Source organism: Streptomyces sp. JLBT605 (genome assembly GCF_058215555.1).
The window spans coordinates 2,705,075-2,726,960 of sequence record NZ_CM177087.1 but is presented as its reverse complement, the minus strand read 5'-3'; the positions used below and the strand labels follow the sequence as shown (position 1 = coordinate 2,726,960).

22 protein-coding genes and 3 tRNA genes are annotated in these 21,886 nt (G+C 71.2%); 13 read left to right on the top strand and 12 right to left on the bottom strand.

Annotation, left to right across the window (positions count from 1 at the left end):
- Positions 1-136: 136 nt before the first annotated feature.
- The 4 genes from AC4BDD_RS11945 to AC4BDD_RS11930 all read right to left on the bottom strand — a co-directional run bounded on the left by AC4BDD_RS11945 (position 137) and on the right by AC4BDD_RS11930 (position 3,654).
- The gene (locus AC4BDD_RS11945; RefSeq protein ID WP_490691747.1) at positions 137-1,522 is read right to left on the bottom strand and encodes a replication initiator; all 1,386 of its coding nucleotides are present in this window, start codon (positions 1,520-1,522) and stop codon (positions 137-139) included.
- 301 nt (positions 1,523-1,823) lie between these two features.
- Positions 1,824-2,006, bottom strand: coding sequence for a hypothetical protein (locus tag AC4BDD_RS11940; protein ID WP_490690976.1), 183 nt, complete (start codon positions 2,004-2,006; stop codon positions 1,824-1,826).
- A complete protein-coding gene (locus AC4BDD_RS11935; protein ID WP_490690975.1) occupies positions 2,003-3,316 on the bottom strand; it encodes an FtsK/SpoIIIE domain-containing protein in 1,314 nt (437 codons plus the stop codon). Before AC4BDD_RS11935 ends, AC4BDD_RS11940 begins: the two co-directional genes overlap by 4 nt.
- Positions 3,316-3,654: an SCO3933 family regulatory protein gene (locus tag AC4BDD_RS11930; RefSeq protein ID WP_490690974.1), complete on the bottom strand. Its 339-nt coding sequence runs from the start codon at positions 3,652-3,654 to the stop codon at positions 3,316-3,318. Before AC4BDD_RS11930 ends, AC4BDD_RS11935 begins: the two co-directional genes overlap by 1 nt.
- 160 nt (positions 3,655-3,814) lie before the next feature.
- Between AC4BDD_RS11930 and AC4BDD_RS11925 the strand changes: the two genes are divergently transcribed.
- Positions 3,815-4,588, top strand: a complete 774-nt coding sequence (locus AC4BDD_RS11925) for a GntR family transcriptional regulator (protein ID WP_490690973.1) — start codon at positions 3,815-3,817, stop codon at positions 4,586-4,588.
- 399 nt (positions 4,589-4,987) lie between these two features.
- Here AC4BDD_RS11925 and AC4BDD_RS11920 read toward each other — a convergent pair whose 3' ends face one another.
- The 3 genes from AC4BDD_RS11920 to AC4BDD_RS11910 form a co-directional block, all read right to left on the bottom strand.
- Complete coding sequence (locus AC4BDD_RS11920) at positions 4,988-5,278, bottom strand: hypothetical protein (RefSeq protein WP_490690972.1); 291 nt, start codon at positions 5,276-5,278, stop codon at positions 4,988-4,990.
- Between the two features lie 410 nt (positions 5,279-5,688).
- Complete coding sequence (locus tag AC4BDD_RS11915) at positions 5,689-6,051, bottom strand: DUF6415 family natural product biosynthesis protein (protein WP_490690971.1); 363 nt, start codon at positions 6,049-6,051, stop codon at positions 5,689-5,691.
- A 396-nt stretch (positions 6,052-6,447) separates the two neighbouring features.
- Entirely contained in the window at positions 6,448-7,653 is a 1,206-nt protein-coding gene (locus AC4BDD_RS11910; protein ID WP_490690970.1) for a helix-turn-helix domain-containing protein, read from the bottom strand.
- A gap of 116 nt (positions 7,654-7,769) precedes the next feature.
- Between AC4BDD_RS11910 and AC4BDD_RS11905 the strand changes: the two genes are divergently transcribed.
- Entirely contained in the window at positions 7,770-8,246 is a 477-nt protein-coding gene (locus tag AC4BDD_RS11905; protein ID WP_490690969.1) for an NUDIX domain-containing protein, read from the top strand.
- Between the two features lie 78 nt (positions 8,247-8,324).
- Here the strand turns inward: AC4BDD_RS11905 and AC4BDD_RS11900 are convergent, their stop codons facing one another.
- Positions 8,325-8,726 carry a YccF domain-containing protein gene (locus tag AC4BDD_RS11900; protein ID WP_490690968.1) on the bottom strand — a complete coding sequence of 134 codons (402 nt, stop codon included), beginning with the start codon at positions 8,724-8,726 and terminating at the stop codon, positions 8,325-8,327.
- Between AC4BDD_RS11900 and AC4BDD_RS11895 the strand changes: the two genes are divergently transcribed.
- Both AC4BDD_RS11895 and AC4BDD_RS11890 read left to right on the top strand, forming a co-directional pair.
- The gene (locus tag AC4BDD_RS11895) at positions 8,725-9,141 is read left to right on the top strand and encodes a YccF domain-containing protein (protein WP_490690967.1); all 417 of its coding nucleotides are present in this window, start codon (positions 8,725-8,727) and stop codon (positions 9,139-9,141) included. The two genes, AC4BDD_RS11900 and AC4BDD_RS11895, sit on opposite strands and share 2 nt — an antisense overlap.
- A gap of 464 nt (positions 9,142-9,605) precedes the next feature.
- On the top strand, positions 9,606-12,434 hold the full coding sequence (locus tag AC4BDD_RS11890) for a helix-turn-helix transcriptional regulator (RefSeq protein ID WP_490690966.1): 2,829 nt from the start codon (positions 9,606-9,608) through the stop codon (positions 12,432-12,434).
- A 107-nt stretch (positions 12,435-12,541) separates the two neighbouring features.
- Here AC4BDD_RS11890 and AC4BDD_RS11885 read toward each other — a convergent pair whose 3' ends face one another.
- Complete coding sequence (locus tag AC4BDD_RS11885) at positions 12,542-13,030, bottom strand: YajQ family cyclic di-GMP-binding protein (protein WP_490690965.1); 489 nt, start codon at positions 13,028-13,030, stop codon at positions 12,542-12,544.
- Positions 13,031-13,220: 190 nt separating this feature from the next.
- On the opposite strand from AC4BDD_RS11885, the gene AC4BDD_RS11880 reads away from it, so the two are divergent.
- Together AC4BDD_RS11880 and AC4BDD_RS11875 are read left to right on the top strand one after the other, a co-directional pair.
- A tRNA-Tyr gene (locus tag AC4BDD_RS11880) sits at positions 13,221-13,302 on the top strand.
- A 102-nt stretch (positions 13,303-13,404) separates the two neighbouring features.
- A complete protein-coding gene (locus AC4BDD_RS11875; protein ID WP_490690964.1) occupies positions 13,405-14,316 on the top strand; it encodes a glutaminase in 912 nt (303 codons plus the stop codon).
- A 30-nt stretch (positions 14,317-14,346) separates the two neighbouring features.
- Here the strand turns inward: AC4BDD_RS11875 and AC4BDD_RS11870 are convergent, their stop codons facing one another.
- Positions 14,347-15,009, bottom strand: a complete 663-nt coding sequence (locus tag AC4BDD_RS11870) for an SDR family oxidoreductase (protein ID WP_490690963.1) — start codon at positions 15,007-15,009, stop codon at positions 14,347-14,349.
- A 50-nt stretch (positions 15,010-15,059) separates the two neighbouring features.
- On the opposite strand from AC4BDD_RS11870, the gene AC4BDD_RS11865 reads away from it, so the two are divergent.
- Positions 15,060-16,304, top strand: a complete 1,245-nt coding sequence (locus AC4BDD_RS11865) for a hypothetical protein (RefSeq protein WP_490690962.1) — start codon at positions 15,060-15,062, stop codon at positions 16,302-16,304.
- A gap of 109 nt (positions 16,305-16,413) precedes the next feature.
- Here AC4BDD_RS11865 and AC4BDD_RS11860 read toward each other — a convergent pair whose 3' ends face one another.
- Positions 16,414-17,721 (bottom strand): amidohydrolase family protein, encoded by a 1,308-nt coding sequence (locus AC4BDD_RS11860; protein ID WP_490690961.1) that lies wholly within the window; start codon positions 17,719-17,721, stop codon positions 16,414-16,416.
- A gap of 267 nt (positions 17,722-17,988) precedes the next feature.
- Here AC4BDD_RS11860 and AC4BDD_RS11855 point away from each other — a divergent pair.
- The 6 genes from AC4BDD_RS11855 to AC4BDD_RS11830 all read left to right on the top strand — a co-directional run bounded on the left by AC4BDD_RS11855 (position 17,989) and on the right by AC4BDD_RS11830 (position 20,615).
- Positions 17,989-18,061 (top strand) — tRNA-Thr (locus AC4BDD_RS11855).
- Positions 18,062-18,117: 56 nt separating this feature from the next.
- A tRNA-Met gene (locus AC4BDD_RS11850) sits at positions 18,118-18,190 on the top strand.
- An 86-nt stretch (positions 18,191-18,276) separates the two neighbouring features.
- Positions 18,277-18,441, top strand: a complete 165-nt coding sequence (gene rpmG, locus AC4BDD_RS11845) for a 50S ribosomal protein L33 (RefSeq protein ID WP_004571794.1) — start codon at positions 18,277-18,279, stop codon at positions 18,439-18,441.
- A gap of 137 nt (positions 18,442-18,578) precedes the next feature.
- Entirely contained in the window at positions 18,579-19,031 is a 453-nt protein-coding gene (locus AC4BDD_RS11840; RefSeq protein ID WP_490690960.1) for an FAS1-like dehydratase domain-containing protein, read from the top strand.
- A 5-nt stretch (positions 19,032-19,036) separates the two neighbouring features.
- Positions 19,037-19,471, top strand: a complete 435-nt coding sequence (locus tag AC4BDD_RS11835; RefSeq protein ID WP_490690959.1) for a MaoC family dehydratase — start codon at positions 19,037-19,039, stop codon at positions 19,469-19,471.
- 88 nt (positions 19,472-19,559) lie between these two features.
- Entirely contained in the window at positions 19,560-20,615 is a 1,056-nt protein-coding gene (locus AC4BDD_RS11830; protein WP_490690958.1) for a UDP-N-acetylmuramate dehydrogenase, read from the top strand.
- Positions 20,616-20,720: 105 nt separating this feature from the next.
- Here the strand turns inward: AC4BDD_RS11830 and AC4BDD_RS11825 are convergent, their stop codons facing one another.
- Positions 20,721-21,821: an adenosine deaminase gene (locus tag AC4BDD_RS11825; protein ID WP_490690957.1), complete on the bottom strand. Its 1,101-nt coding sequence runs from the start codon at positions 21,819-21,821 to the stop codon at positions 20,721-20,723.
- Positions 21,822-21,886: the final 65 nt, after the last annotated feature.

The following is a 21,886-nucleotide window of genomic DNA, read 5'->3' as shown; positions in this document are numbered from 1 at the left end:
GCTGATTTGACGCTACGTCGGGACTTTTCGCAATTTCTGCTGCTCTTATGTGGCCCGAAGAGAATCCTCAAGAGCCGTGTCCGCTCGGCCGGTGAAAGCGTCTTGTCGGGAGTCCAGACGACTTTGGTCTCCGTCATCACACGCACCCCCGAATCGTCAGTTCCTCCCGTGCGAGTTGGCGGTTCTGGACGAGGTCTTCCGCGATCCCGGCAGCAATGAGCGCGGCGCCAGGCGTGTGGCCGGAGCCGGCGTAGCGCCAACGGGAATCCGTGATGTGTCCGGGGTGGTCGGCCAAGACGTCGACATCTGCCGCCCGCTGGTGATCGGCCCGTTCGGCGCGCAGGGCCGTATAGGTGGTGGAGTACGCGCGTGACTTGGTGAGGATGTGGCCGCGGTAACCGAGGGTGTGTGCCCAGTCCCGCAGCCGGAGCGGTGCCAGTTCGGGGAGGCCGCCGAGCCGCCAGCAGGTGCGCATGAGCGTGCGGAGGTGTGCCGGGACCGGTGCCGCCTCGATGGCGTCCAGGTCGCGGACGCGGTGGTCGAGCCCGGCCGTGGTCTCGCTGGCCCCCTTGGTGACGTACTTGGCGACGTACGCGGCGACCGCTTCATCGGTGAGTCCGTCAGTGTCGCCGAAGGCACGTAGGGGGCGGGCGTCGAGCTGGGCTCCCCAGCGGAGTCCGTGCTGACCCAAGGCCGGGCTGTACGGGGCGCTCAGACTGACGGCAGCCGCCGCGCTGCGTACCGCGGGGATGAGGAGGTCGACCGTTGCCCAGGACGGCGGCGGGTCATGGGGCCCATGGCTGCCGTCGAGCCGGACGACGACATGGAGGTGGACAGCGCCACGCCGTTGGTACTCGGCGACCTTGGCGTACGAGATCCGAACGGTGCGGCGGAGGCCGGCGCGGGAGCAGCCGAGGCGTGCGGCGAGATGGTTGTACAGGTTGTCGGTGAACGCCTTCCACAGCCGTCCGGCGTGTGCGTGCCACAGGACGTGTGCCGGGTAGTCGTAGCAGTCGGGGCACAGCGGCTGTCCAACAACCGGATCGGCGGGCATGTGCACGGCCGGGCAGCCGAGGCTCCGACCGTGGCTACAGGTAGCCGCCTCTCGCCGAGGGCGGCAGCGCTTCCCATCGTCGGTGCAGTGAACGGGGCCGAAGCTGGGAGCGGTGAGTGTGACGAACAGTCGCGGTCGCTGCCGCACGGAGCCGGGGAGGTTCTTACCGCCGACGAGCCCGGCGCGGACCAGATGGAAGGTGTCACCCGCGTGGAGGCGCGAGCAAGGGGCGCAGACGGAGGCGCGGCGGTTGCGACAGCGGACCATGAGGCGTTCACCAGGTTCGTTGCTGGTGTCGTAGTGACGGATGATCTCGCCGGTGAATGCGTCCCGTGTGGTGGTGGCTCCGGTGAGATGGATCGGGTGGGCGCAGCCGCCCGTGGCGGTGATCTGCTCCAGCCAGCGAGGGAACTGAGGGTCTTGAGCGATGCGGATCAGGTCTTGGTCGACTTCGGTCAGCTGACGCAGGCGCGCCGCGCGGTCGAGTGCGGTGCGCCGGTCAGCTGCGGTTGTCTCGGTGGTGATGGTGGTGACCTTCCAGGGTGGGCCGCCGCAGCGGCACGGATGAATGGGGCTGGATCGCTCACGTCCATGGGGATCACTCCTCGGGCGGATGGGGTGGTGGTCGGTGGGTCAGCGGATGGTTCCGAAGCCTCGGCAGACTCGGCAGCGGCGCCGCCGCCCGGTCCAGGTCGTTCGGGCGCCCTCTCCCTTGCAGGCGGGGCAGCGCACGCGGCTCATGGGCATGGTTCGGGCCTTCCTGGTTGGTCTAGGCGGAGGTGAAGCCGGAGGAGACCCAGTTCACGAAGGAGTCGGCGGTGGCGAAGGCCGGCGTCTGGCCGAGGTACATGCCGAACAAGACGATCAAGGTCGCGTCCCACCAGCGCACGGTGTGTGTACGGACGAGGAGGAAGGTCGCCAGACCGAAGAGCAGGGCCAGGGAGAGGCTCATGCCGTCGCACCTCCCGCTATCGCTTCCTTGAGAGCGTGGGTAACGCCAGGCAGGCTGGGGGTCAGGTCCCGGTGCTCAGCCGCGGTCGTCTGAGCTTCAGCGGTGGTGGTCAGGTGGGACCGTCCGCGCATCCACCCGCCCGACTCGCTGGTTGTGACGGCGACGCCCTGCTCTGTCCCGGTGATCGACTGCGTCACAGCCACGGCATCCTTGTTGAGGTCACCAAGGGTCATCTCGGCGGTACCGGGGTCGTTGACCCGGTGGCAGATCCGGCCGCTCAACTGGGCCCGCAGCGCGGTCACGCCCGCCCCAAGGTCAGAGCCGACCCGTTGCCCGGCTACGACCAGGTGCAGGCCCAGGGCCGCGCCGAGCTGGGCCAGCCGCAGCAGGTAGGTCGAGCACTGCTCAGCCTCAGAACGCTGATCCTTGCTGCCATTGGTCAGGTACAGCTCCGCCAGCTCATCCACGATCACCACGACCGGCACCGGCCGTTCCTCGTCAGGTAGTTCCCAGATCGAGCGGACCCCGGCCAGACGGCAGGCGGACATGCGCTCTTGCATGTCGGCGACGAGCGCACCCAGGACGGCGACCGCTTCACTGCGGCAGGTGGCCAGCGCCGAGAGCCGCGCTTCGAACAGTCCCAGCTCCATGCCGCCCTTGCAGTCGACGCCGACCAGGGCGACGGGCTGCGGGGCGAGTTGCGTGATCAGTCGGGCTATCAGCGTGGATTTGCCCGACTGCGTGGCGCCGACGATCAGCCAGTGGGGCATGCGGCGGAAGTCCATGACCCAGGCCCGTCCGGTCTCCAGTGCACCCACTTGGGCCGACAGCAACGAGGCCGACGCTGGCCGGGCAGGCCGCTCGGGATGCTCCAGCGGATCGGTGGCGGTTGCGGTGATCAGCACGACACCGCGTTCGGGTGAGGTGACGCGGACGGCGTGGACGCGCCAGGCGTGCGCGAAGGCGTCGGCTGCTGCCAGGTACGGCGCGGGGGTCTGCCCGGCGTGGAGCCGCACGACCAGCGACAGGCCGTTCGGCGTCGGACGCGGTAGCGAGCGACGCGGCGCCTTGGCGCGCAGCGGATCGCCCTTGACCACCAGGTCACCCAGGAGCCGCCTGTTCGACTGGTGGGTGACCGTGAGGTCGGTGAGGTGAGCGACCCGGCGCCAGGTGAGCATCACGCGCAGTGCTGTGCGGGGGTAGCCGGTGAGGTACCAGTGCCAGTCGGGCCGCCGCTCGCTCAGTTCCCGGCCGACGACCAGCAGCCAGGCCAGCAGGGCCAGGGCGAAGGCGAGGAGGATGGCGTTCATCAGGCGCCACCGCCCTTGCCACCCGGCGCCACGGCGGTGATGGCAGCGGCGCGGAAGCTGATGCCGTGGCGGTCGCCCATGGACCAGGCGAACGCCTCCAGGCCCGTGACGCGTACTTCCGCGCCCTCCACCAGGCCCTTCGGCTCTCCGGGAACGGCGATCTCGATCACCGAAACGCGCCGAGCTTCCTGACGCACCGTCACGGCGACGGTGTAGATCGTGTTGCCGTCACGGTCCTTCTTGACCGCGTTGGTCTCCATGTTCGTGATCTTCGGCTCCGGTGCGACCGCGCACCGCAGTACGCCGAGCCGCGAAGTGTCCACAGGTATGGACTGCATGAGGATTGGCCTCCCAGCCAGTCAGACGTCAGCTGACGTCACTCGTGCTTACGAGTGACGACTATGTACATCTTGACCCGGGAACGCAAGAACTTATGCTTACGAGTGACGTCAACACACGTCACGGCAGCGGAGACGAGACCACGAGGAGCACTCAACAATGGGAGAGATCCAGCGCCCCGGCGCCCTGTACCAGCAGGTGGCAGCGGAGATCCGCAGCGGCATCGTCTCCGGCGAGTACCCGCCCGGCACGCTCCTCCCGTCCGAAGCCGACCTCATCGACCGCTACAAGGTCAGCCGCCCGACGGTCCGCAAGGCCATCGCCGCACTCCGCGCCGAAGGGCTCGTTGACGTCGTCCACGGCAAGGGCAGCTTCGTGCGCTCCGTGCCCGCCCCGGCACTGACGATCAACCGCACCGTCAGCCGGAGCGGCAAGGTGTTCTCCATCGACGGCGGCATGTGGCAGCAGGTCGAGGAGCCGACGCCCTACCGCACGCAAACGACCGCCATCACCGGCCCGCTTCTTGGACTCGGCGAAGGCGAGGCGCTGTTCGGCGTCGACCGCCTGCTGACCGACCCAGCCACCGGTACCCGCGCCCTGCACCGCGTGCTCATCCCGTTCGCCACCGCCGCCGAAGTCGAGCAACTCGCCGACGCCCCCGACACCGAGCCCGCCGAGATCTATACGGCCCTCACCGCGGCAGGCCACAAGCTGACCTGGTCCGAGGCGGTTGGCGCCCGCATGCCGCTCCCCGACGAGCGCAGCACTCTGGGCATCCCCGAGGCAACGCCGGTCGTCCACACCACTCGCCTGACCCTCGGCAACGACGACCGGCCACTCATCCTTGAGGAACTGCGCGCCAGCGCCGACCGCGCCCAGTTCGCCTTCAAGGTCACTGTCGACAAGGGGCTCCGAGCCGTCCCGACCTCCTGAGCGCGGACTGTCGAAATCTGTCTTCACTTACTCAAGGGCGCGCCTACGGCGCGCCGGGCGGCCTGGCCGCTCCCGGCCGGGCTGCGGCCTGACGGCCGGTCCCGGCCAGGCGGGCCCACCGCCCCTCCGCCTTACCCATGAGCACGGAGACAGCACGACCGTCTGCTCAGGTCAGAACGCTCGGGCTGGGGCCAGCGGCCGGAGAGGCTTTAGGCAGCCACCATGGGGCGAGCCTCCAAGATCAGGGGGCCGATCGGGCTAATGCGGGCAGGCCAGGAGCCAGCCCGATCGCGGGCCAGCGTAAGGCCCCCTGATCTCTCGCCCCATGGCAGCTCCCGCCCAAAGCCTCTCCGACCGCCGGCGTGCCCACCGCGCGCCACCCAACGCAGCTGCTCACCCTCAACCCGCCTCTTCCCACGGCGTTCCACTCGCCCGAAGAACCTTGGCGATCTCCCGTGCGACCTTGGGCGGCAGCTCGAGACGCACCACGCCGGAGCCGTCCGCCCCAGCATCCGGCCGCAACTTCACTCCCGCGAGATCCACCCCGATGACCGCCAGCGCGTCAGCCAGCTCCGGCGCTGCCTCAGCGGCATCCCGCCAGCCGCCTATGTAGTCGACCCCGCGCACCCACAACGAAGCAGCAGGGTCGATGTCGTCGCCCGCGAGCCCCTCGCGCCCCCGCTCACACACCGTTCAAGTCCTCTCGTCTCAGGCCGAGGCGTCGGTAAGACATGCCGAGCGCCCCGGTACCATCGGCACCGGGGTCCTGATCAGGGACTCTCAACCGGACCACCCCGGTAGCTGTCCAGGCGCAGGGGTGGTCCGGTCTTGCATCTGCGGTTGTTGCTCGCGGTCCGGCTCCTCAGCCCTGAGCCTGAAACGGGCGAGGAAGCCGGACCGCTGACGGTGGACTCAGGGAGTCGCCCACCGCCAACCCCGGCATGGCCCCGCACCGACAGCAGGCACGCCAGGGGATTTGAAAGGCGGAAGCCGCCGAGCTCTACGCACCACGGCGACTTCCGCCCGTCTTTAGGGCGACCCAGCAATCAGGGCGAGCCGCACTGGTGCCGCTCCCAGCTGTGTCGCCAAGCACTGTTCCATCACGCCTGCACGCCCCCAGCTGCCTCCGGCAAGCCGGAGTTCTCCAGGAGGAACCGCAGCGTGTACCCCAGGCTCTTCACGCGCCGCGCGGCCGACTGCAAGCCCGGGCCGAGACTCCGACCCACCTCGTAGGAGATGGAGTCGAGTTGGCTCCGCTTCCGGTGCCACTCCACAGAGCCGTGCCACAGGCCATCGACACGCTTCTCTGCCAGCGGCGTCAGTGCTTCGATGTGCCCCAGCAGATCCAGGTGCAGCGCGCACAGCTCGTCGTACGGCGGCAACGCCGACCGCTTAGCCAGCGCACGGGTAATCGTCTCCTTGACCCCGTCAACATCCACCGCCGTGCCGGTCTCACCGCTCACCCGACACCGCCAAGTCACACCGGGCACACACCAGCAACGTGCGACGGCCTTCGGACCGCATTTGCTCCTGGCGCCGTTCATGGGCGATGACGTACGGGCGTACCAGCGCGATTGATTGGCCGTCCACCGACCGCTCGACATGCCCGTGAGGCACACGCGGCAGATGAAGCGTCGGTGCATCCTTCGTTCCCCTGGCGGAGCGGCCTTCGGCTACTCGATGGCTGCCCGTCGCAGGGAACAAGCGCCGGAGGACTCTGGAAATACAGCCCCTTGTGTCCACTCGTCGACCGTCCTCCCCGGACTTGTGCGGCTTGAACGGGGAGACCGTAGGAGCCCAAAGCAGGGTGGACCCGGAAGAAAATTCCGGGTCCACCCTGCAAGTTGCTCGAAGTCCGACTACTTGATGGCGCCAAGCCCCAAAGCGAGTTCGCGAACGTCGCGGCGGCGGCTCCGCTCGTGCAGCCGGCGCGCCAGATCCCGGGCGAACTCATGCGCCCGCATCTGCTCAGGGGCGGTCTTGAAGGCCCGCTTCAGATGGTCGGCCGCGTCGTCGGTCCGGCCAGCCTCGCCGTAAGCCCTGGCCACGTCAAGACGCGCACGTGCCCGCCGCTCGACAGGAAGGTTCCGCGTAGGCCGCACTCCCGGCGCTATGTCCACGGCGACCTGGACGTCTTCGAACTCAAGGGCCAGCGCCAAGCGATGGATCTCCACATTCGTCGGTCCGAACGACGTCCACAGCTCATTGGCGTCAGCCCCGAGCCGATCGGCTGCCAACTGCGCCTTGGCGATCATTTCGTCAGCCAGCGGCCGATCACGAAGCCGCGCGGCGGCCACCGCCCCGTTCAGGAAGAGCGTCCCATAGAGCGACAGGGCGGCTGGCGAACCTTCCCACCAACCCCTGGGGAGATCGTCAGCAGCGTCGAGCGTGACGTTCACCGCCTCCGCGGCCATGCCGGCCCCGAGCTGGACATGAGCGACGCACCGCCGAAGCGCCAGTATCACGCCGGGGTCTCCCGAAGCGCTTGCAGCGACGTCGCCCTGATCCGCCGCTGTCCAGGCAAGATTTGTCTCGCCCAGCTTGCGGAGGAACGCCGCCGTGACATGGCACGTCAGGGCGAACAGCCTGAGCGCCCGAACCTTGTCCTGCCCCGAGGAATGCTCGTGTGTGGCCAGGCGCGCGCCCACCAGCAGTGCCGGAAGCCGCTCGGCAAGCCGTGCGTACTCGGACGACTGATACAGGTCCCAGGCGTCGTTGACCTCCACGGCCAGGCGCTCCAGGCGTAGCGGCTCCCGCTCGTCGTACAGCGAGCCCGCAAGCCGTCGAGACTGCATGAGCGCGGACCGGATAGCGGGGATGCTGCCCGTGTGATCGTCGTGATCATCCAGGAGCGTCGGAGCCCCTTGCAGATCCTCCACGTGCACGCGCAGGGCTTCCGCCAGGTCCGCCAGCATCTTGACGTTATTCACCGGGATCCGCCCTGACTCGACCCGGTAGACCCAGTCCTCGGAGCGGTTCAGCAGCTCACCGAGCTGCCACTGATGGAGGCCCCGCCGCTCCCGGTAGAACCGCACGCGCTTCCCGAACGAGAGATGGTTAGCCATGCCGCGCACTGTGTGACCCCCTCACCCTGTGAAGCCGAGTGTCACACGCGGAGCCACGTGCCGACAGATGAATGGTCGACTCAGGCCCTTGTCGGCCCGATCAGTAGGCTCGGGGCATGGCCGAGAACGAGCACGAGCAGCGGATGGCGCGCCCCCGCATGGCAGCGGGCGCCCTGTTCTTTGACGAGCAGGGCCGCGTCTTGCTGGTCCGTCCCTCGTACAAGCCGATGTGGGAGATCCCCGGCGGGTATATCGAGTCGGACGAGTCCCCATTGGCCGCGTGCCGACGCGAGGTCAAGGAGGAGCTGGGTATTACCCCGGACATCGGTCCTCTGCTGGTCATCGACTGGGCGCCGAATCCCGGCGAAGGCGACAAGGTCCTGTTCGTCTTCGACGGCGGTGAGCTGAGCGCGGATGCGGCGGCGTTGATCGAGCTGGCCTCTGACGAGCTGCTGGCCGCCGAGTTCCATCCGGCGGAAGATCTTGATCAGCTTCTGATTCCGAGGCTCGCCCGCCGTGTGAAGAAGGCCGTGGCCGCACGGATCCAGGGCCAGCCTCTTTATCTGGAGCACGGCGAGCAGCCAGCCGAGTAGTGGCTGATCGCAGAGGCCGCCAAGCAGGAGGAAGCCCCGGCTCGTCAAGCCGGGGCTTCGTTGCCACGTGAGCTGAGATCAGCGCCCGCCGAACGTCTCGTCGCTGGAAACGACCTCGTGCCCGAGGGGCATGAGGGAGATCGGAATCAGCTTGAGGTTCGCCCAGCCGAACGGGATGCCGATGATCGTGAGGCAGAGCAGGAGGCCCGTGACGAGGTGGCCGATGGCGAGCCACCAGCCCGCGAAGATGAACCAGATCACGTTGCCGATGAGCGAGGGTGCCCCGGCACCAGTCTTTCTCACTGCCGTACGGCCGAAGGGCCAGAGCATGAAGCCGGCGATTCGCAGCGAAGCGACGCCGAACGGGATTGTCACGATCAAGACGAAGCAGACCAGCGCAGCCGCCGCGTAGGCGAGCGCCATCCAGAAGCCGCAGAGGATCAACCACAGGGTGTTGAGGATGAAGGTGATCGGCTTCATGATCGCCTCCCCTTCATGGACGGCGCTCGTACGCGTTCTCATTAGCCAGTATCCGGCGATCAGGTACGGAGTCGGAACCGCAGCGGCCGAATGGCCGCATGGTGAGGGTCGGAGGACGATCCCGTTCGGCATCGCGGCCTTCCGGATCGCCGGGTTCGCGCTGTGGCCCTTCGGCCGCATGGCGGTGCCGCGCCGGGACGCCGGGGCGGCGTCCTGCGTGGGTAACATCCTCTGGCTGATCCTCGCCGGCTGGTGGCTGGCGCTCAGCCATGTGATCACCGGTCTGCTGCTCTGCCTGACGATCATCGGCATCCCGCTGGGCCTGGCCAACTTCAAGCTGATCCCGATCTCGCTGACCCCGCTGGGGCACGAGATCGTGCCCGCGGACCGGCCCTTCGGTGACACCCGCCGGTGACATCCGGCGCCCCTCATACGCCGCGAGGGTTTTCCCCGTTTCAGCGCCATCTCGCCGCGACCTACTGTGTGTTCACCGGTGGTCTTCGCAACTGAGGGCCCGAAAAGCCTCCCCCTCCCGTCCCCCACGTCGGGAGCAGGAGATGACTCGGGCTGTCAGGGTCATGAGCGTGCGAAGACCACCGGTCACATGTTTTTCCGGCCCCGCGGCCGGAGTGCGGAGGCGTCGTACGGCGGACAGCCGGATACGGACGCGTGACCGGGCCCCCGGCCCGAGCTCCGCAAGGCCCAGGCCCCGGCGCGGCCCCGCAAGGCCCAGGCCCAGGCCCGAGCTCCGCAAGGCCCAGGCCCCGGCCCCGGCGCGGCCCCGCACCACAGCCCCCGCCTCACCGGCCCCCGCCGCACCGTCCCGTCCCCGTATCCTCTCCAGGGACGACCCCCGGCCCCGGCCCCAGGACGGTGGACATGCCGCTGAACCCGCACCCGGAGGTGCCCGTAGGCCGGTCAGCCCTGCTGACCCGGCTGGAGCGGGCGCTGGGCGAGCGTGGTCGCGTCGTGCTCACCGGCGCGGCCGGCGTCGGCAAGACAGCCGTCGCCGCCGCGGCCGCCCGCCGCGCCGAACTCCGCGGCGAAACGGTTCTCTCCCTCGTCCCCGAGGCCGCCGACCGGCACATACCCGGCGCCGCCACCGCCACCCTGCTGGCCGCCGCTCCCGAGAACCTGATCGCCGGCCTCCCCGAGCCGCAAGCCCTCGCCGTCGCCGTCACCCTGCGCCGGCTGCCCGCCCCCGAGACCGGCCAGGACCCGATCGCGCTGCGGATGGCCGTCGCCGGACTGCTGCGCGCGCTGGCCGCCACCGGCCCCGCCCTGCTGGTCGTGGACAACGCGCACTGGCTGGACGCGGAGAGCGCGACCGTCCTGCGGTCCGCCCTGCACCTCGCCCCGCCGCAGCTGCGGGTCATCCTCGTGGAACAGCTCTACGGCACCAGCACCAGCACCGGCCACGGCCACAGCGGCGGCGACGGCGACACCGCCGAGCCGGCCCCGGAGCCCGCCGGCACCGACATCCTCGCCGGCCTGGGCGGCCCCGACGTCATCGTCGTCCCGCCGCTGGACGCCGACGAGGTCGCCGAGCTCCTCGTCCGGCACGGTCTCCCGTACCGCCTGGCCGGACGCATCCACCAGGCCAGCGGCGGCAACGCGCGGCTCGCCCTCACCGTGGGCCGCTCCCTGAAGGTCACCCGGCGGTCGGTGCACCACGCCGACGGGCTGCCGCTGACCGGCCAGGCCCGCCTGGCGGCCCGCCGCATGCTGGACCGGGTCCCCGTCCCGGTACGGGACGCGCTGTTCCTCGCCGCCCTGGCGCACCGCCCCACCGCCGGGCTGCTGCGCCGCGCCGGCCGGCCCGCCGCGGACTCCGAGCTGGCCGTCGCCGAGCAGGCCGGACTGATCAGCCTCAGCGAGGACGGCGCGGTCGCCTTCACCGCCGGAGTGATCCCCTCCACCCTGGTCGCCGAGTCCGGCCAGGAGGCCCGCGCCGCCGGTCACGCCGCCCTCGCCGAGGCCGTCTACGACCCGGTGCACGCGGTACGCCACCGAGCCCTGGCCACCGACACCGCCGACGAGGAGCTGGCCGCGGCGCTCACCGAGGCCGCCGGAGCCTCCCGGGCACGCGGCAACCGGGCGCTCGCCGCCGAACTCGGGCTGCTGGCCGCCGAGCGCACCCCCGCCGGCCGGCCCGACCCGGAGCTGGCCCGGCTGGTCACCGCCGCCCAGGACGCGGGCCGGGCCGGCCGCGCCGACCTGGCCCGGCGCGCCGCCAACGCCATCCTGGCCCGCGACGCCGGCCCCGCCGACCGGGTGCGCGCCCGGCTCGCCGTCTTCGACACCGCCGGGCAGGGCCTGGCCGACCTGGACGAGGAGTACGCGCACGCGGTCCAGGACGCCGGCGACGACCTGGAGCTGCGCGCCGCCGTCCAGCTCCGGCTCTCCTGGAAGTACCTGCTGACCGACGGCGACCCGGGCCGGTCCCGGGAGGCCGCCATCGCCGCCGCCTCCCTCGCCGAAGCGGCCGGGGACCGCTCCACGGCCGCCAAGGCGCTGGCCATCCGGGCCCGGGTGGAACGTTCCCTCGGCATCGAGGAGGCCGAGGCCAGCCTCGCCGAGGCCCGCGCCCTGGAGACCGCGCACGGCCCGGCCGGTGCCCTCAACCCCGCGCAGATCCTCACCATCCGGCACGCCCTCTTCGACGACCGGCTCACCGAGGCCCGCTCCCAGCTGATCGCCCTGCTGCCGGTCGTGGAGCGCCGGGGGACCGCCGAGGACGTCATCGAGGTCTGCCGCACCCTCGCCGAGGTCCAGGCCCGCCTCGGACAGTGCACCGCGGCGCTCGGCCACGCCCGGCGCTCCCTGGAGCTCACCCTGGAGGCCGGGCTCTCCCCGGGCCCGGCCTGGTACGCCGCGGCGCTCGCGGAGACCGCCGGCGGCTCCTTCACCCGGGCCGAGAGCTACGCCCGGCGCGGCGTCCAGGCGTCCGAGGAGGAACGCGACCAGGTCTTCCTGGCCCGCAACCGCTACGCGCTCGGGCGCATCCAGCTCATCACCGGGGACGTCGCCGCCGCGCTGCGCAGCCTGCGTTCCGTCCAGGACCTGGAAGCGGCCCAGCAGGTCGTGGACCCGTCCATGCTCCGCTGGCACGAGGAGCTGGCCCTCGCCCTGGTGGCGTCCGACGAACCCGGCCAGGCGGCGGCGCTGATCGACGCCACCCGCCCCACCGCCGAGCGGCTGGGCCGGGACACCGTGCTCCTGGGCCTGGACCGCGCCCACGCCATGTGCCTGGCCGCGCAGGGCGACCCGGAGACCGCCGTCGGAATGCTGGAGAAGATCGCGCGGCGGTACGCCGACCGGGACCTCCCGCTCGACCAGGGGCGGACCCTGGTCCACCTCGCCCGCGTCGAACGCCGCCGCCGGCGCCGGGCGCCCGCGCAGTCGGCGCTGCAGTCCGCGGCCGAGGTCTTCACCCGGCTGGGCGCCAAGCCCTGGCTCGCCCTGACCGCGGAGCCCGTCGCGGCCCCCCGCGCCGACCGCGCCGCCTCCGCCCCGGGCACCGGCACCCAGCTCACCGAGGCGGAGCTCCGCCTCGCCCGGCTGGTGTGCCAGGGCGCCAGCAACCAGGAGGCGGCCGCCAAGATGTTCCTCAGCGTGAAGACCGTGGAAGCCCGGCTGACCCGCATCTACCAGAAGCTCGACGTCCGCTCCCGCGCCCAGCTCTCCGCCGCCCTGCGGCAGTCCTAGGGGAGGCGCGAAGGGAAGGGACTCCTGAACGTCCTGAACGCGGTCCGGCCACGGCGGGCGGTAGCCCACCGTGGCCGGACGCGCAGGTCAGACAGGTACAGCCGTCGTCACCGGTAGTTGACGAACTGCAGCGCGAAGTCGAGATCCTTGCCCTTGAGGAGCGCGATGACGGTCTGGAGGTCGTCACGGCTCTTGGAGGACACCCGCAGCTCGTCGCCCTGCACCTGGGCCTTGACGCCCTTGGGGCCCTCGTCGCGGATGATCTTGGCGACCTTCTTCGCGTTCTCCTGGGAGATCCCCTCCTCCAGCGAGGCGAAGATCTTGTACTCCTTGCCGGAGGCCTGCGGCTCGCCCGCGTCCAGGGCCTTCAGCGAGATGCCGCGCTTGATCAGCTTGGACTGGAAGACGTCGAGGATCGCCTTCACCCGCTCCTCGGAGTTGGCACGCATCTCGATCTTCTCACCCGACCAGGCGATCGAGGCTCCGACGCCCTTGAAGTCGTAGCGCTGGGCGATCTCCTTCGCGGCCTGGTTGAGGGCGTTGTCGACCTCCTGCCGCTCGACCTTCGAGACAATGTCGAAACTGGAGTCGGCCATATTGAGTTAGCTCCTCGTACGTAGATCGGTCAGGGGTACGGCCCACCCGGACCGCACCGGTCAGCCTAGTCACCTCGGCCATGATCGAGCGGCGATCAACCCGGTGGCGAACCACCCCCGGTCATCGGGTATGGTTTACGTCGTTGCCAGGGAGTTCCGACGCAAGAGCGGAAACCCCGGCTCCATCCCAGGCGGTGTGCCCGAGTGGCCAATGGGAGCGGACTGTAAATCCGTCGGCTTAGCCTACCCAGGTTCGAATCCTGGCGCCGCCACAGGATAAGGGAAACGGCCCCTGATCTGCGGAAACGCAGCTCAGGGGCCGTTTTCGTGAGTCCTGGAGCAGAAACGGCGGTCCTGAAGAAAGAAACAGGGACATGGACTACCAGGCAGTGCTGGAGAAGGTCGCGGCCGAGGTGGCACCGCAGCTCGGTCGCGGGCAGGTGGCCCAGTACATCCCGGCGCTGGCCTCCGTGGACCCCGGCCGGTTCGGGATGGCGGTCGCGGACCTGGAGGGCAGGGTCACCGGGGTCGGCGACTGGGAGGTCCCCTTCTCCGTCCAGAGCATCTCCAAGGCGTTCAGCCTGGCACTGGTCCTCGCACAGGACGGCGAGAGCATCTGGCGGCGGGTCGGCCGCGAGCCGTCCGGCAACCCCTTCAACTCCCTGGTCCAGCTGGAGCACGAGAACGGCATCCCGCGCAATCCGTTCATCAACGCGGGCGCCCTCGTCGTCACCGACCGGCTGCTCTCCCTGACCGGCGACGCCAGCACCACCATGCTGGAGTTCCTGCGCGCCGAGAGCCGCAACCCCGACCTCGCCTTCGACCCGGCGGTCGCCGCCTCCGAGACCGAGCACGGCGACCGCAACGCCGCCCTCGCCCACTTCATGGCGAGCTACGGCAACCTCGACAACCCCGTCCCCGCGGTACTGGAGCACTACTTCTGGCAGTGCTCGATCGAGATGAGCTGCCGCGACCTGGCGCTGGCCGGCGGCTTCCTGGCCCGGCACGGGCTCCGCACGGACGGCTCCCGGCTGCTGTCCCGGCGCGAGGCCAAGCGGATCAACGCGGTCATGCTCACCTGCGGCACCTACGACGCCGCCGGCGACTTCGCCTACCGCGTCGGCCTGCCCGGCAAGAGCGGCGTCGGCGGCGGCATCATCGCGGTGATCCCCGGCCGCTGCACGCTGTGCGTGTGGAGCCCGGGCCTGGACGCCCGGGGCAACTCGGTCGCCGGGGTCGCGGCGCTGGACGCCTTCACCACGCTGACCGGCTGGTCCGTGTTCTAGAGGACCTCCCCGGGGCCCCAACGGACACCCCTAGGAGGCGACGACCGCCCGCACCGCCTCCACCACCGGTCGCGTGCCCTCGATCAACTCCAGGGTGCGGCCGGCGGTGCCCGGCTCGTCCAGCAGCGCGGCGAGCGCGGCGGCCACGTCGTCCCGGCTGATGTCGCCGCGCCCGGTGCGCTCGGCGAGGGTCACCCGCCCGGTGCCGGGGTCATCGGTCAGCCGACCCGGCCGCAGCACGGTCCAGTCGAGCCCGGGCCGGGAGCGGACGGCCTCGTCGGCGGCGCCCTTGGCGCGCAGATACGCGGAGAAGACCGGGTCGGAGCCGTCCGGGGCGTCGGGGTTCGCACCCATCGACGAGATGATCAGATAGCGCCGCACGCCGGCCCGTTCGGCCGCGTCGGCGAAGAGCACCGCGGCCGCGCGGTCGACCGTGTCCTTCCGGGCGGTGCCGCTGCCCGGCCCGGCGCCCGCCGCGAAGACCACCGCGTCGGCGCTCTGAAGATGCTTGGCCACGTCCTCCACCGAGGCCGTCTCCAGGTCGCACACCACCGGTTCCGCGCCCGCCGCCAGCAGGGCACCCGCCTGCTCCGGCCTGCGGATGATGCCCGCGACCTCGTCCCCGCGCCCGGCGAGCAGCCGCTCCAGCCGCAGCGCGATCTGACCATGTCCTCCAGCGATGACAATGCGCATGATCCCGACCGTACGCCCAGCGGCACGCCGTGCAACCTTGACCGGCCGTCGTGAGTCTGATCCCGCGAACTCAACGATTCGAGGAGCCCGCCATTTCCGCCGTCCCCGCCCCCTGCGCCCGTCCGGGCCTCCGCAGGTCGCTGACCGCCGCCGGCTGTGCCGCGCTCCTGGTCACCGGCCTCGCCGCCTGCGACCCCGCCCGCCAGGCCCCCGCGGACGAGCGGCTCGCGAACGCCACCGAGAAGCTCGGCGAGCGCACCTCGCTGTCGGTCGCGTTCGACATCGAGGCGACCCCGAGCCAGCTGGTGGCGCTCTCCAGGGCCGAGTCCGCGGACGACCCGATGCCCCGGGAGATGGCCGAGTTCCTCTCCGGCCTGCGGATATCGCTGGCCGTGCAGACGAAGAAGCCGATCGCCGAGGCGGGGGAGAAGGACGTCGTCGGCTCGCGGCTCACTCTCTCCGGGCCGGACGGCGAACTGGCCGAGTACCGCCTGATCGGCGAGACGGCGTACTACCGCGCCGACATCCAGGCGCTGGGCGAGGCCACCGGAAGCCCGGTGCCCTCCGCGGAGGAGGCCGGCGCGCTCCTGCCGGAGGGCGCCGAGGGCCTCAGGAAGATCCTCGAACACAAGTGGATCAAGATCGATGTGGCCGAGCTGGAGAAGGCGCGGCAGGAGGCCGGCCTCTCGTCCGGTCCCTCACCCGAGCCCAGCCTCGACTCCAAGACCGGCAAGAAGATGCTGGACGCGGTGCGGGACTCGCTCTCCCGCGACGTCACCGTCAAGGACACCGGGACCCGCGACGGGGTCACCCACCTGGTCGCGACCGGGTCGGCACGCGCGCTGCTGACCGGGGTCTTCGCCCAACTCCGGCCGCTCGCCAAGGACATGCCGGGCAGCCCGGAGCTGCCGACGGCCAAGGACCTCAAGGAGGTGCCCGACGAGAAGCTCAGCGTCGACTTCTCGGTCGAGGGCGGCGAGCTGTCCGGCATTCGCACCGACCTCGCGCCACTGATCGATGATGTGGCGAAGGGTCAGAAGCTCCCGCTGAAACTGGCGTTGGGCGGCGCGGGCAGGATCACCGCCCCGGCCGGGGCCACCGCGCTGGACATCCGCGAGCTCATGATGGCCATGGGCGCCGCCGCCGCGGCCGACAGCGTCTCCGACGAGCAGTACGAGGTCGGCGCCGACGAGCTGGAGGGCGACGGCTTCGATCAGTACGAAGACCCCGAGGACGGCGACGTCAGCGGCCTGCAGGTGGACGCCGACGAGCTCTACGCCGACCTGGAGGGCTGACACCTTCCGCCTGCGTCCTGGGAGCCCTCAGGGGCCTTCAGGGGTCCGTGGAGGGCCCCTTGGCAGATCCCGCGCCGCCGCTCAGCCGCAGGTCGGCAGCGGTCGGCGCTCAGGTCGGCGGGTGCTGCCCGGGGCCCTGGGTGCCGCCCTGGGAGCGGAGCTGCCGGGGCAGGTCCAGCGCCACCGCGACCGCCGAGTCGCAGTACTCGCGCACCGCGCTGGTGCGCGCCACCACCCGGCCCCGGTGCACCACGATCCGGCTGTACGCCAGCGACAGCACGGCCGCGACACCCTCGCCGCGCACCGCCAGCAGCTCCGCGGGGAAGCCGGCCTCCACCCGCACCTGAGGCAGGCCCAGCGCCGCTCGGGCCTGCGCGGAGACCGCGTCGTACGCCTCCTGGGGCCGCAACTCGCCGCGCGAGGCGAGCAGGTAGGCGGCCTCCAGCGGATCGCCGCGGCCCACCGGATTGGCCGCGTCCCGCAGCGCGCCGCTGCCCGCCGCCACGGGTACGCCCGCCGCGCGCAGCAGCCGCACCGGGGCGCAGCGCGCGTCCCGGGAGCCCGGGACGCCCTGCTCCTCCAGCTCCCCGCAGTCGCCCTGCGGCAGGCAGACCACGGTGACCCCGGCCGCGGCGAGTTGGTCCGCGGTGCGCGCCGCGACCGCCTGCGGCAGCCGGCCCAGGCCGCCGCACGGGCCGATGGCCACGCCCGGCCGCAGACCGCCGGCCATGGTGGCCAGCCGGGCCAACCGGGCCGGATCGGCGCCGTCGGTGTGCAGGTCCACGGCACAGCCGTGCTCGGCGGCGATGCCCAGTACGGCCTCCACATGGCCGATCGGGTCCGGGTCCAGGTCGGGACAGCCGCCGATCACCGTCGCGCCGGCCTTCACCGCGTCCCGGAGCATGGCGAGCCCGTCGGCCCCGGCCGCCCCGGTCAGCACCCGGGGGACCGCGACGGCGGTCAGGTCGGCCAGGCCGCGCAGCGCCTGCCCGGCGCCGAGCACCGCTTCCAGCGCGCGCAGCCCGTGCACGCCGCCGATCCGGACGTGCGTGCGCAGCGCCGTCGAGCCGTGCCCCAGGTGGAGCAGCGCGGCCTCGGTGGTGCGGCGCTGGATGTCCTCCGAGGCGTAGCTGAGCGGGCCGGGGACGTCCGCGGTCAGGGCGGTGTCGCAGTGCGCGTGCGGCTCGGCGGGCGCGGGCAGCAGCAGATAGCCGGTCAGGTCCACCCGGGCCCCGGAGGAGGCGAGGCTGCCGGCGGTGCCGACGGCCTCGATCCGGCCACCGCTGAGGCGCACGTCCACGATCCGCCCGTCGGTCAGCCGGGCGGAGCCGAGCACCAGCGTGCCGGCCTCCGGCGCGGCGCCGTCGCGGGGCGAGGGCCGGCGCGGGTGCTGCGGCTGTGGCTGGCTGTCAGGCATCGCGCTCCCTGGGAGTTGCGGAGCGTACGCGGGGCGCGGTGAGGGCGCTGGCAGACGCATACGCAGCCAAGATCACTCAACGTGGGTCGAGCCTAGGGCGCGGCGCGGGCGGCTTCGAGGAGGAGCCGAATAGTCGTACCGGTGTGGTGCGCGCGGGGCCAGGGGGGTGCGGGAGGCGGCCCGGAGGCCGGCCGGAGGCAGCGGGGAGGGGGCCGCCGGATACGGATTTCACCTTCGGCGGCCGAGCGTGTAATGTCTTCATCGCTCGCCCCAATAGCTCAGTCGGCAGAGCGTCTCCATGGTAAGGAGAAGGTCTACGGTTCGATTCCGTATTGGGGCTCTGGTGTGAAAGGTTTCTCGTCCGGCTTAGGCCGGGCGGGGGACTGATCGCACCGCAGCGGTGTAGCTCAGTCGGTAGAGCAAGCGGCTCATAATCGCTGTGTCACCGGTTCAAGTCCGGTCACCGCTACTGACAGTAGCCGATTGTGGGCTAAGTCCTCCGATCGGCTACTCTTTTCTGCGTTAGTCCCATCCGTTCGTCAAGGAGCACTCAACGTGGCTGCCACCGACGTCCGCCCGAAGATCACGCTGGCCTGCGTGGAGTGCAAGGAGCGGAACTACATCACCAAGAAGAACCGGCGCAACGACCCGGATCGTCTTGAGATGAAGAAGCACTGCCCGCGCTGCAACGCGCACACCGCGCACCGCGAGACGCGATAAATCAGGCTCATTCACGAGGCCGTCCCCACATCGGGGGCGGCCTCGTGTTGTTGTCGGTCCACTGATCATCCGGTCCACGATTCCGTGGACCATCAATCATGTGGTTCCCCATTCACGATGCTGGAGGTGCTGAGCCGATGGCGCTCGACCAGTCCTTCGTCGGGCGGTCCTACCCGCCCACCCGGCCTTATGAGGTCGGCCGCGAGAAGATCCGCGAATTCGCCGAGGCGATCGGAGACCCGAATCCGGCGTACACCGACCCGGAGGCGGCCAAGGCTCTCGGGCATCCCGATGTGATCGCCCCGCCGACCTTCCCCTTCGCGATCACCACCAAGGTGGCGCAGCAGGTCATCGAGGACCCGGAGCTCGGCCTGGACTACACGCGGGTGGTCCACGGCGACCAGAAGTTCTCCTACAGCCGTCCGATCCACGCCGGCGACCGGCTCGCCGTCACCTCCACCATCGAGGACATCAAGTCCCTGGCGGGCAACGACGTCCTGCTGGTCCGCAACGAGCTGCACGACGAGACCGGCGCGCACGTGGTGACCGCGCACACCAAGCTGGTGGCGCGCGCCGCCGAGGAAGGGTGACACGGATGACAGCGAAGGTCTCCTACGACGAGGTCGAGGTCGGCACCGAGCTCCCGCCGCAGTCCTTCCCTGTGAATCGCGCCACGCTCGTCGCGTACGCGGGCGCCTCGGGCGACTTCAACCCGATCCACTGGAACGAGAAGTTCGCCAAGGAGGTCGGCCTCCCGGACGTCATCGCGCACGGCATGTTCACCATGGCGTCCGCGATCCGGGTGGTGACCGACTGGACCGGCGACCCCGGCGCGGTCGTGGACTACGGCGTGCGCTTCACCAAGCCGGTGGTGGTCCCCAACGACGACAAGGGTGCACTCATCGAGGTCAGCGCCAAGGTCGCGGCCAAGCTGGACGACGAGGCCCGCACGGTCCGGGTGGACCTGACGGTGATAAGCGACGGCAAGAAGGTGCTGGGCATGTCCCGCGCCGTGGTCGCCCTCGCCTGACCCGCGTGACGTGACGCGGGGGCGCGGCCCGGCCGGCTCGCACCGAGCCCGGACGGGCCCGCTCGCCGCCTCTCGTACTCTTGAGCGCGTGCTGGAACTCCACAACGCCCCGCTCGCCCCGCTGACCACCTTCCGGCTCGGTGGCCCCGCCACCCGCCTGATCACGGCCACCACCGACGACGAGGTGATCGCCGCGGTCCGCGAGGCCGACGCCTCGGCCACCCCGCTGCTGATCATCGGCGGCGGCAGCAACCTGGTCATCTCCGACCAGGGCTTCGACGGCACCGCCCTGCGCATCGCCACCCGCGGCTTCCACCTCGACGGCACCCGGCTGGAACTGGCCGCCGGCGAGAACTGGTCCGACGCGGTGGCCCGCACCGTCGAGGCGGGGCTGGCCGGGATCGAGTGCCTGGCCGGGATCCCCGGCTCCGCCGGTGCCACGCCGATCCAGAACGTCGGCGCGTACGGCCAGGAGGTCTCCGCGACCCTCACCGAGGTCGTCGCCTACGACCGGCGGGCCGACGAGATCGTGGTCCTGCCGAACGCCGAGTGCGGCTTCTCCTACCGGCACAGCCGCTTCAAGGCCGACCCGACCCGCCATGTGGTGCTGCGGGTCCGCTTCGAGCTGGAGGACGCGGACGGGCTGTCCGCGCCGATCCGGTACGCCGAGACGGCCCGCGTGCTGGGCGTCGAGGTGGGCGACCGGGTCCCGGCCGACCGGGCCCGGGAGACCGTCCTGAAGCTGCGGGCGGGCAAGGGGATGGTGCTCGACCAGGAGGACCACGACACCTGGTCCGCGGGATCGTTCTTCACCAACCCGATCCTCACCGAGGCCGAGTACGACGCCTTCCTGGCCCGGGTGGCCGACCGGCTGGGCCCGGACGTCGCCCCGCCCGCCTTCCCCGCGGGGGACGGGCACGTCAAGACGTCGGCGGCCTGGCTGATCGACAAGGCCGGCTTCACCAAGGGCTACGGGGACGGGCCCGCGCGGATCTCCACCAAGCACACGCTGGCGCTGACCAACCGCGGCGGCGCGACGACCCAGGAGCTGCTGGGACTGGCGCGGGAGGTCGTCGCGGGCGTCCGCGAGGCGTTCGGCGTGACCTTGGTCAACGAGCCGGTGACCGTGGGCGTGCGGCTGTAAAAATCCAGCCCCTCCGGCGATTGAGGAGCGGGGTCTGGGGCGGAGCCCCAGTTCCGGAAGGTCCGCCGCAGGCGCGGCAACGCACGACGGGGCGCGGCAACGCCCTCAGGCGACGTCGGAGCCGTGCCCGTCCGCCAGCCACGCGTCGATACGGCCCAGCAGCCGCCCGGCCACATCCCCCGGCGCCGCCGACCCCCGCACCGACTGCCGCGCCAGCTCCGCCAGCTCCACGTCGGTGAAACCGTGGTGCTCCCGCGCCAGCTCGTACTGCGCGGCCAGCCGCGAGCCGAACAGCAGCGGGTCGTCCGCGCCCAGCGCTATCGGCACCCCGGCGTCGAAGAGCGTGCGCAGCGGCACGTCCTCCGGCTTCTCGTACACCCCCAGCGCCACATTGGACGCCGGGCACACCTCGCACGTCACCCCGCGCTCCGCCAGCTTGCGCAGCAGCCGCGGGTCCTCAGCCGCGCGCACCCCGTGTCCCACCCGGGCCGCGCCCAGGTCGTCCAGGCAGTCCCGGACGCTGCTCGGACCGGAGAGCTCGCCGCCGTGCGGCGCCGCCAGCAGCCCGCCGTCCCGCGCGATGGCGAACGCCCGGTCGAAGTCGCGAGCCAAGCCGCGGCGTTCGTCGTTGGACAGCCCGAAGCCGACGACCCCCCGGTCCCGGAAGCGCACCGCCAGCCGGGCCAGGGTCCGCGCCTCCAGCGGGTGCTTCATGCGGTTGGCCGCGACCAGGACGCGTATGCCCAGGCCCGTGTCGCGGGAGGCGCGCTCCACCGCGTCCAGGATGATCTCCAGGGCCGGGATCAGCCCGCCCAGCCGCGGGGCGTACGAGGTGGGGTCGACCTGGATCTCCAGCCACGCGGCGCCGTCCCGGACGTCCTCCTCGGCGGCCTCGCGCACCAGCCGCTGGATGTCCTCCGGCTCACGCAGACAGGACCGGGCGATGTCGTAGAGCCGCTGGAAGCGGAACCAGCCGCGCTCGTCGGTGGCGCGCAGCTCGGGCGGCTCACCGCCCTTGAGCGCCTCGGGCAGGTGCACGCCGTACTTGTCGGCCAGCTCCAGCAGGGTGCCGGGCCGCATCGACCCGGTGAAGTGCAGATGCAGATGCGCCTTGGGCAGCAGACGCAGATCTCTGCGCCGCTCCCGCGAGGGCGTGCCGACGGAATTGCGGGGGTGCGGGGGACGGTCCCCAGGGGACTGCAACATCCCAAGATCTTGCCGTATCGGATGGCCGCCGGGAAGGGGAATTACCCGGACGGGGGGTTTCCCGA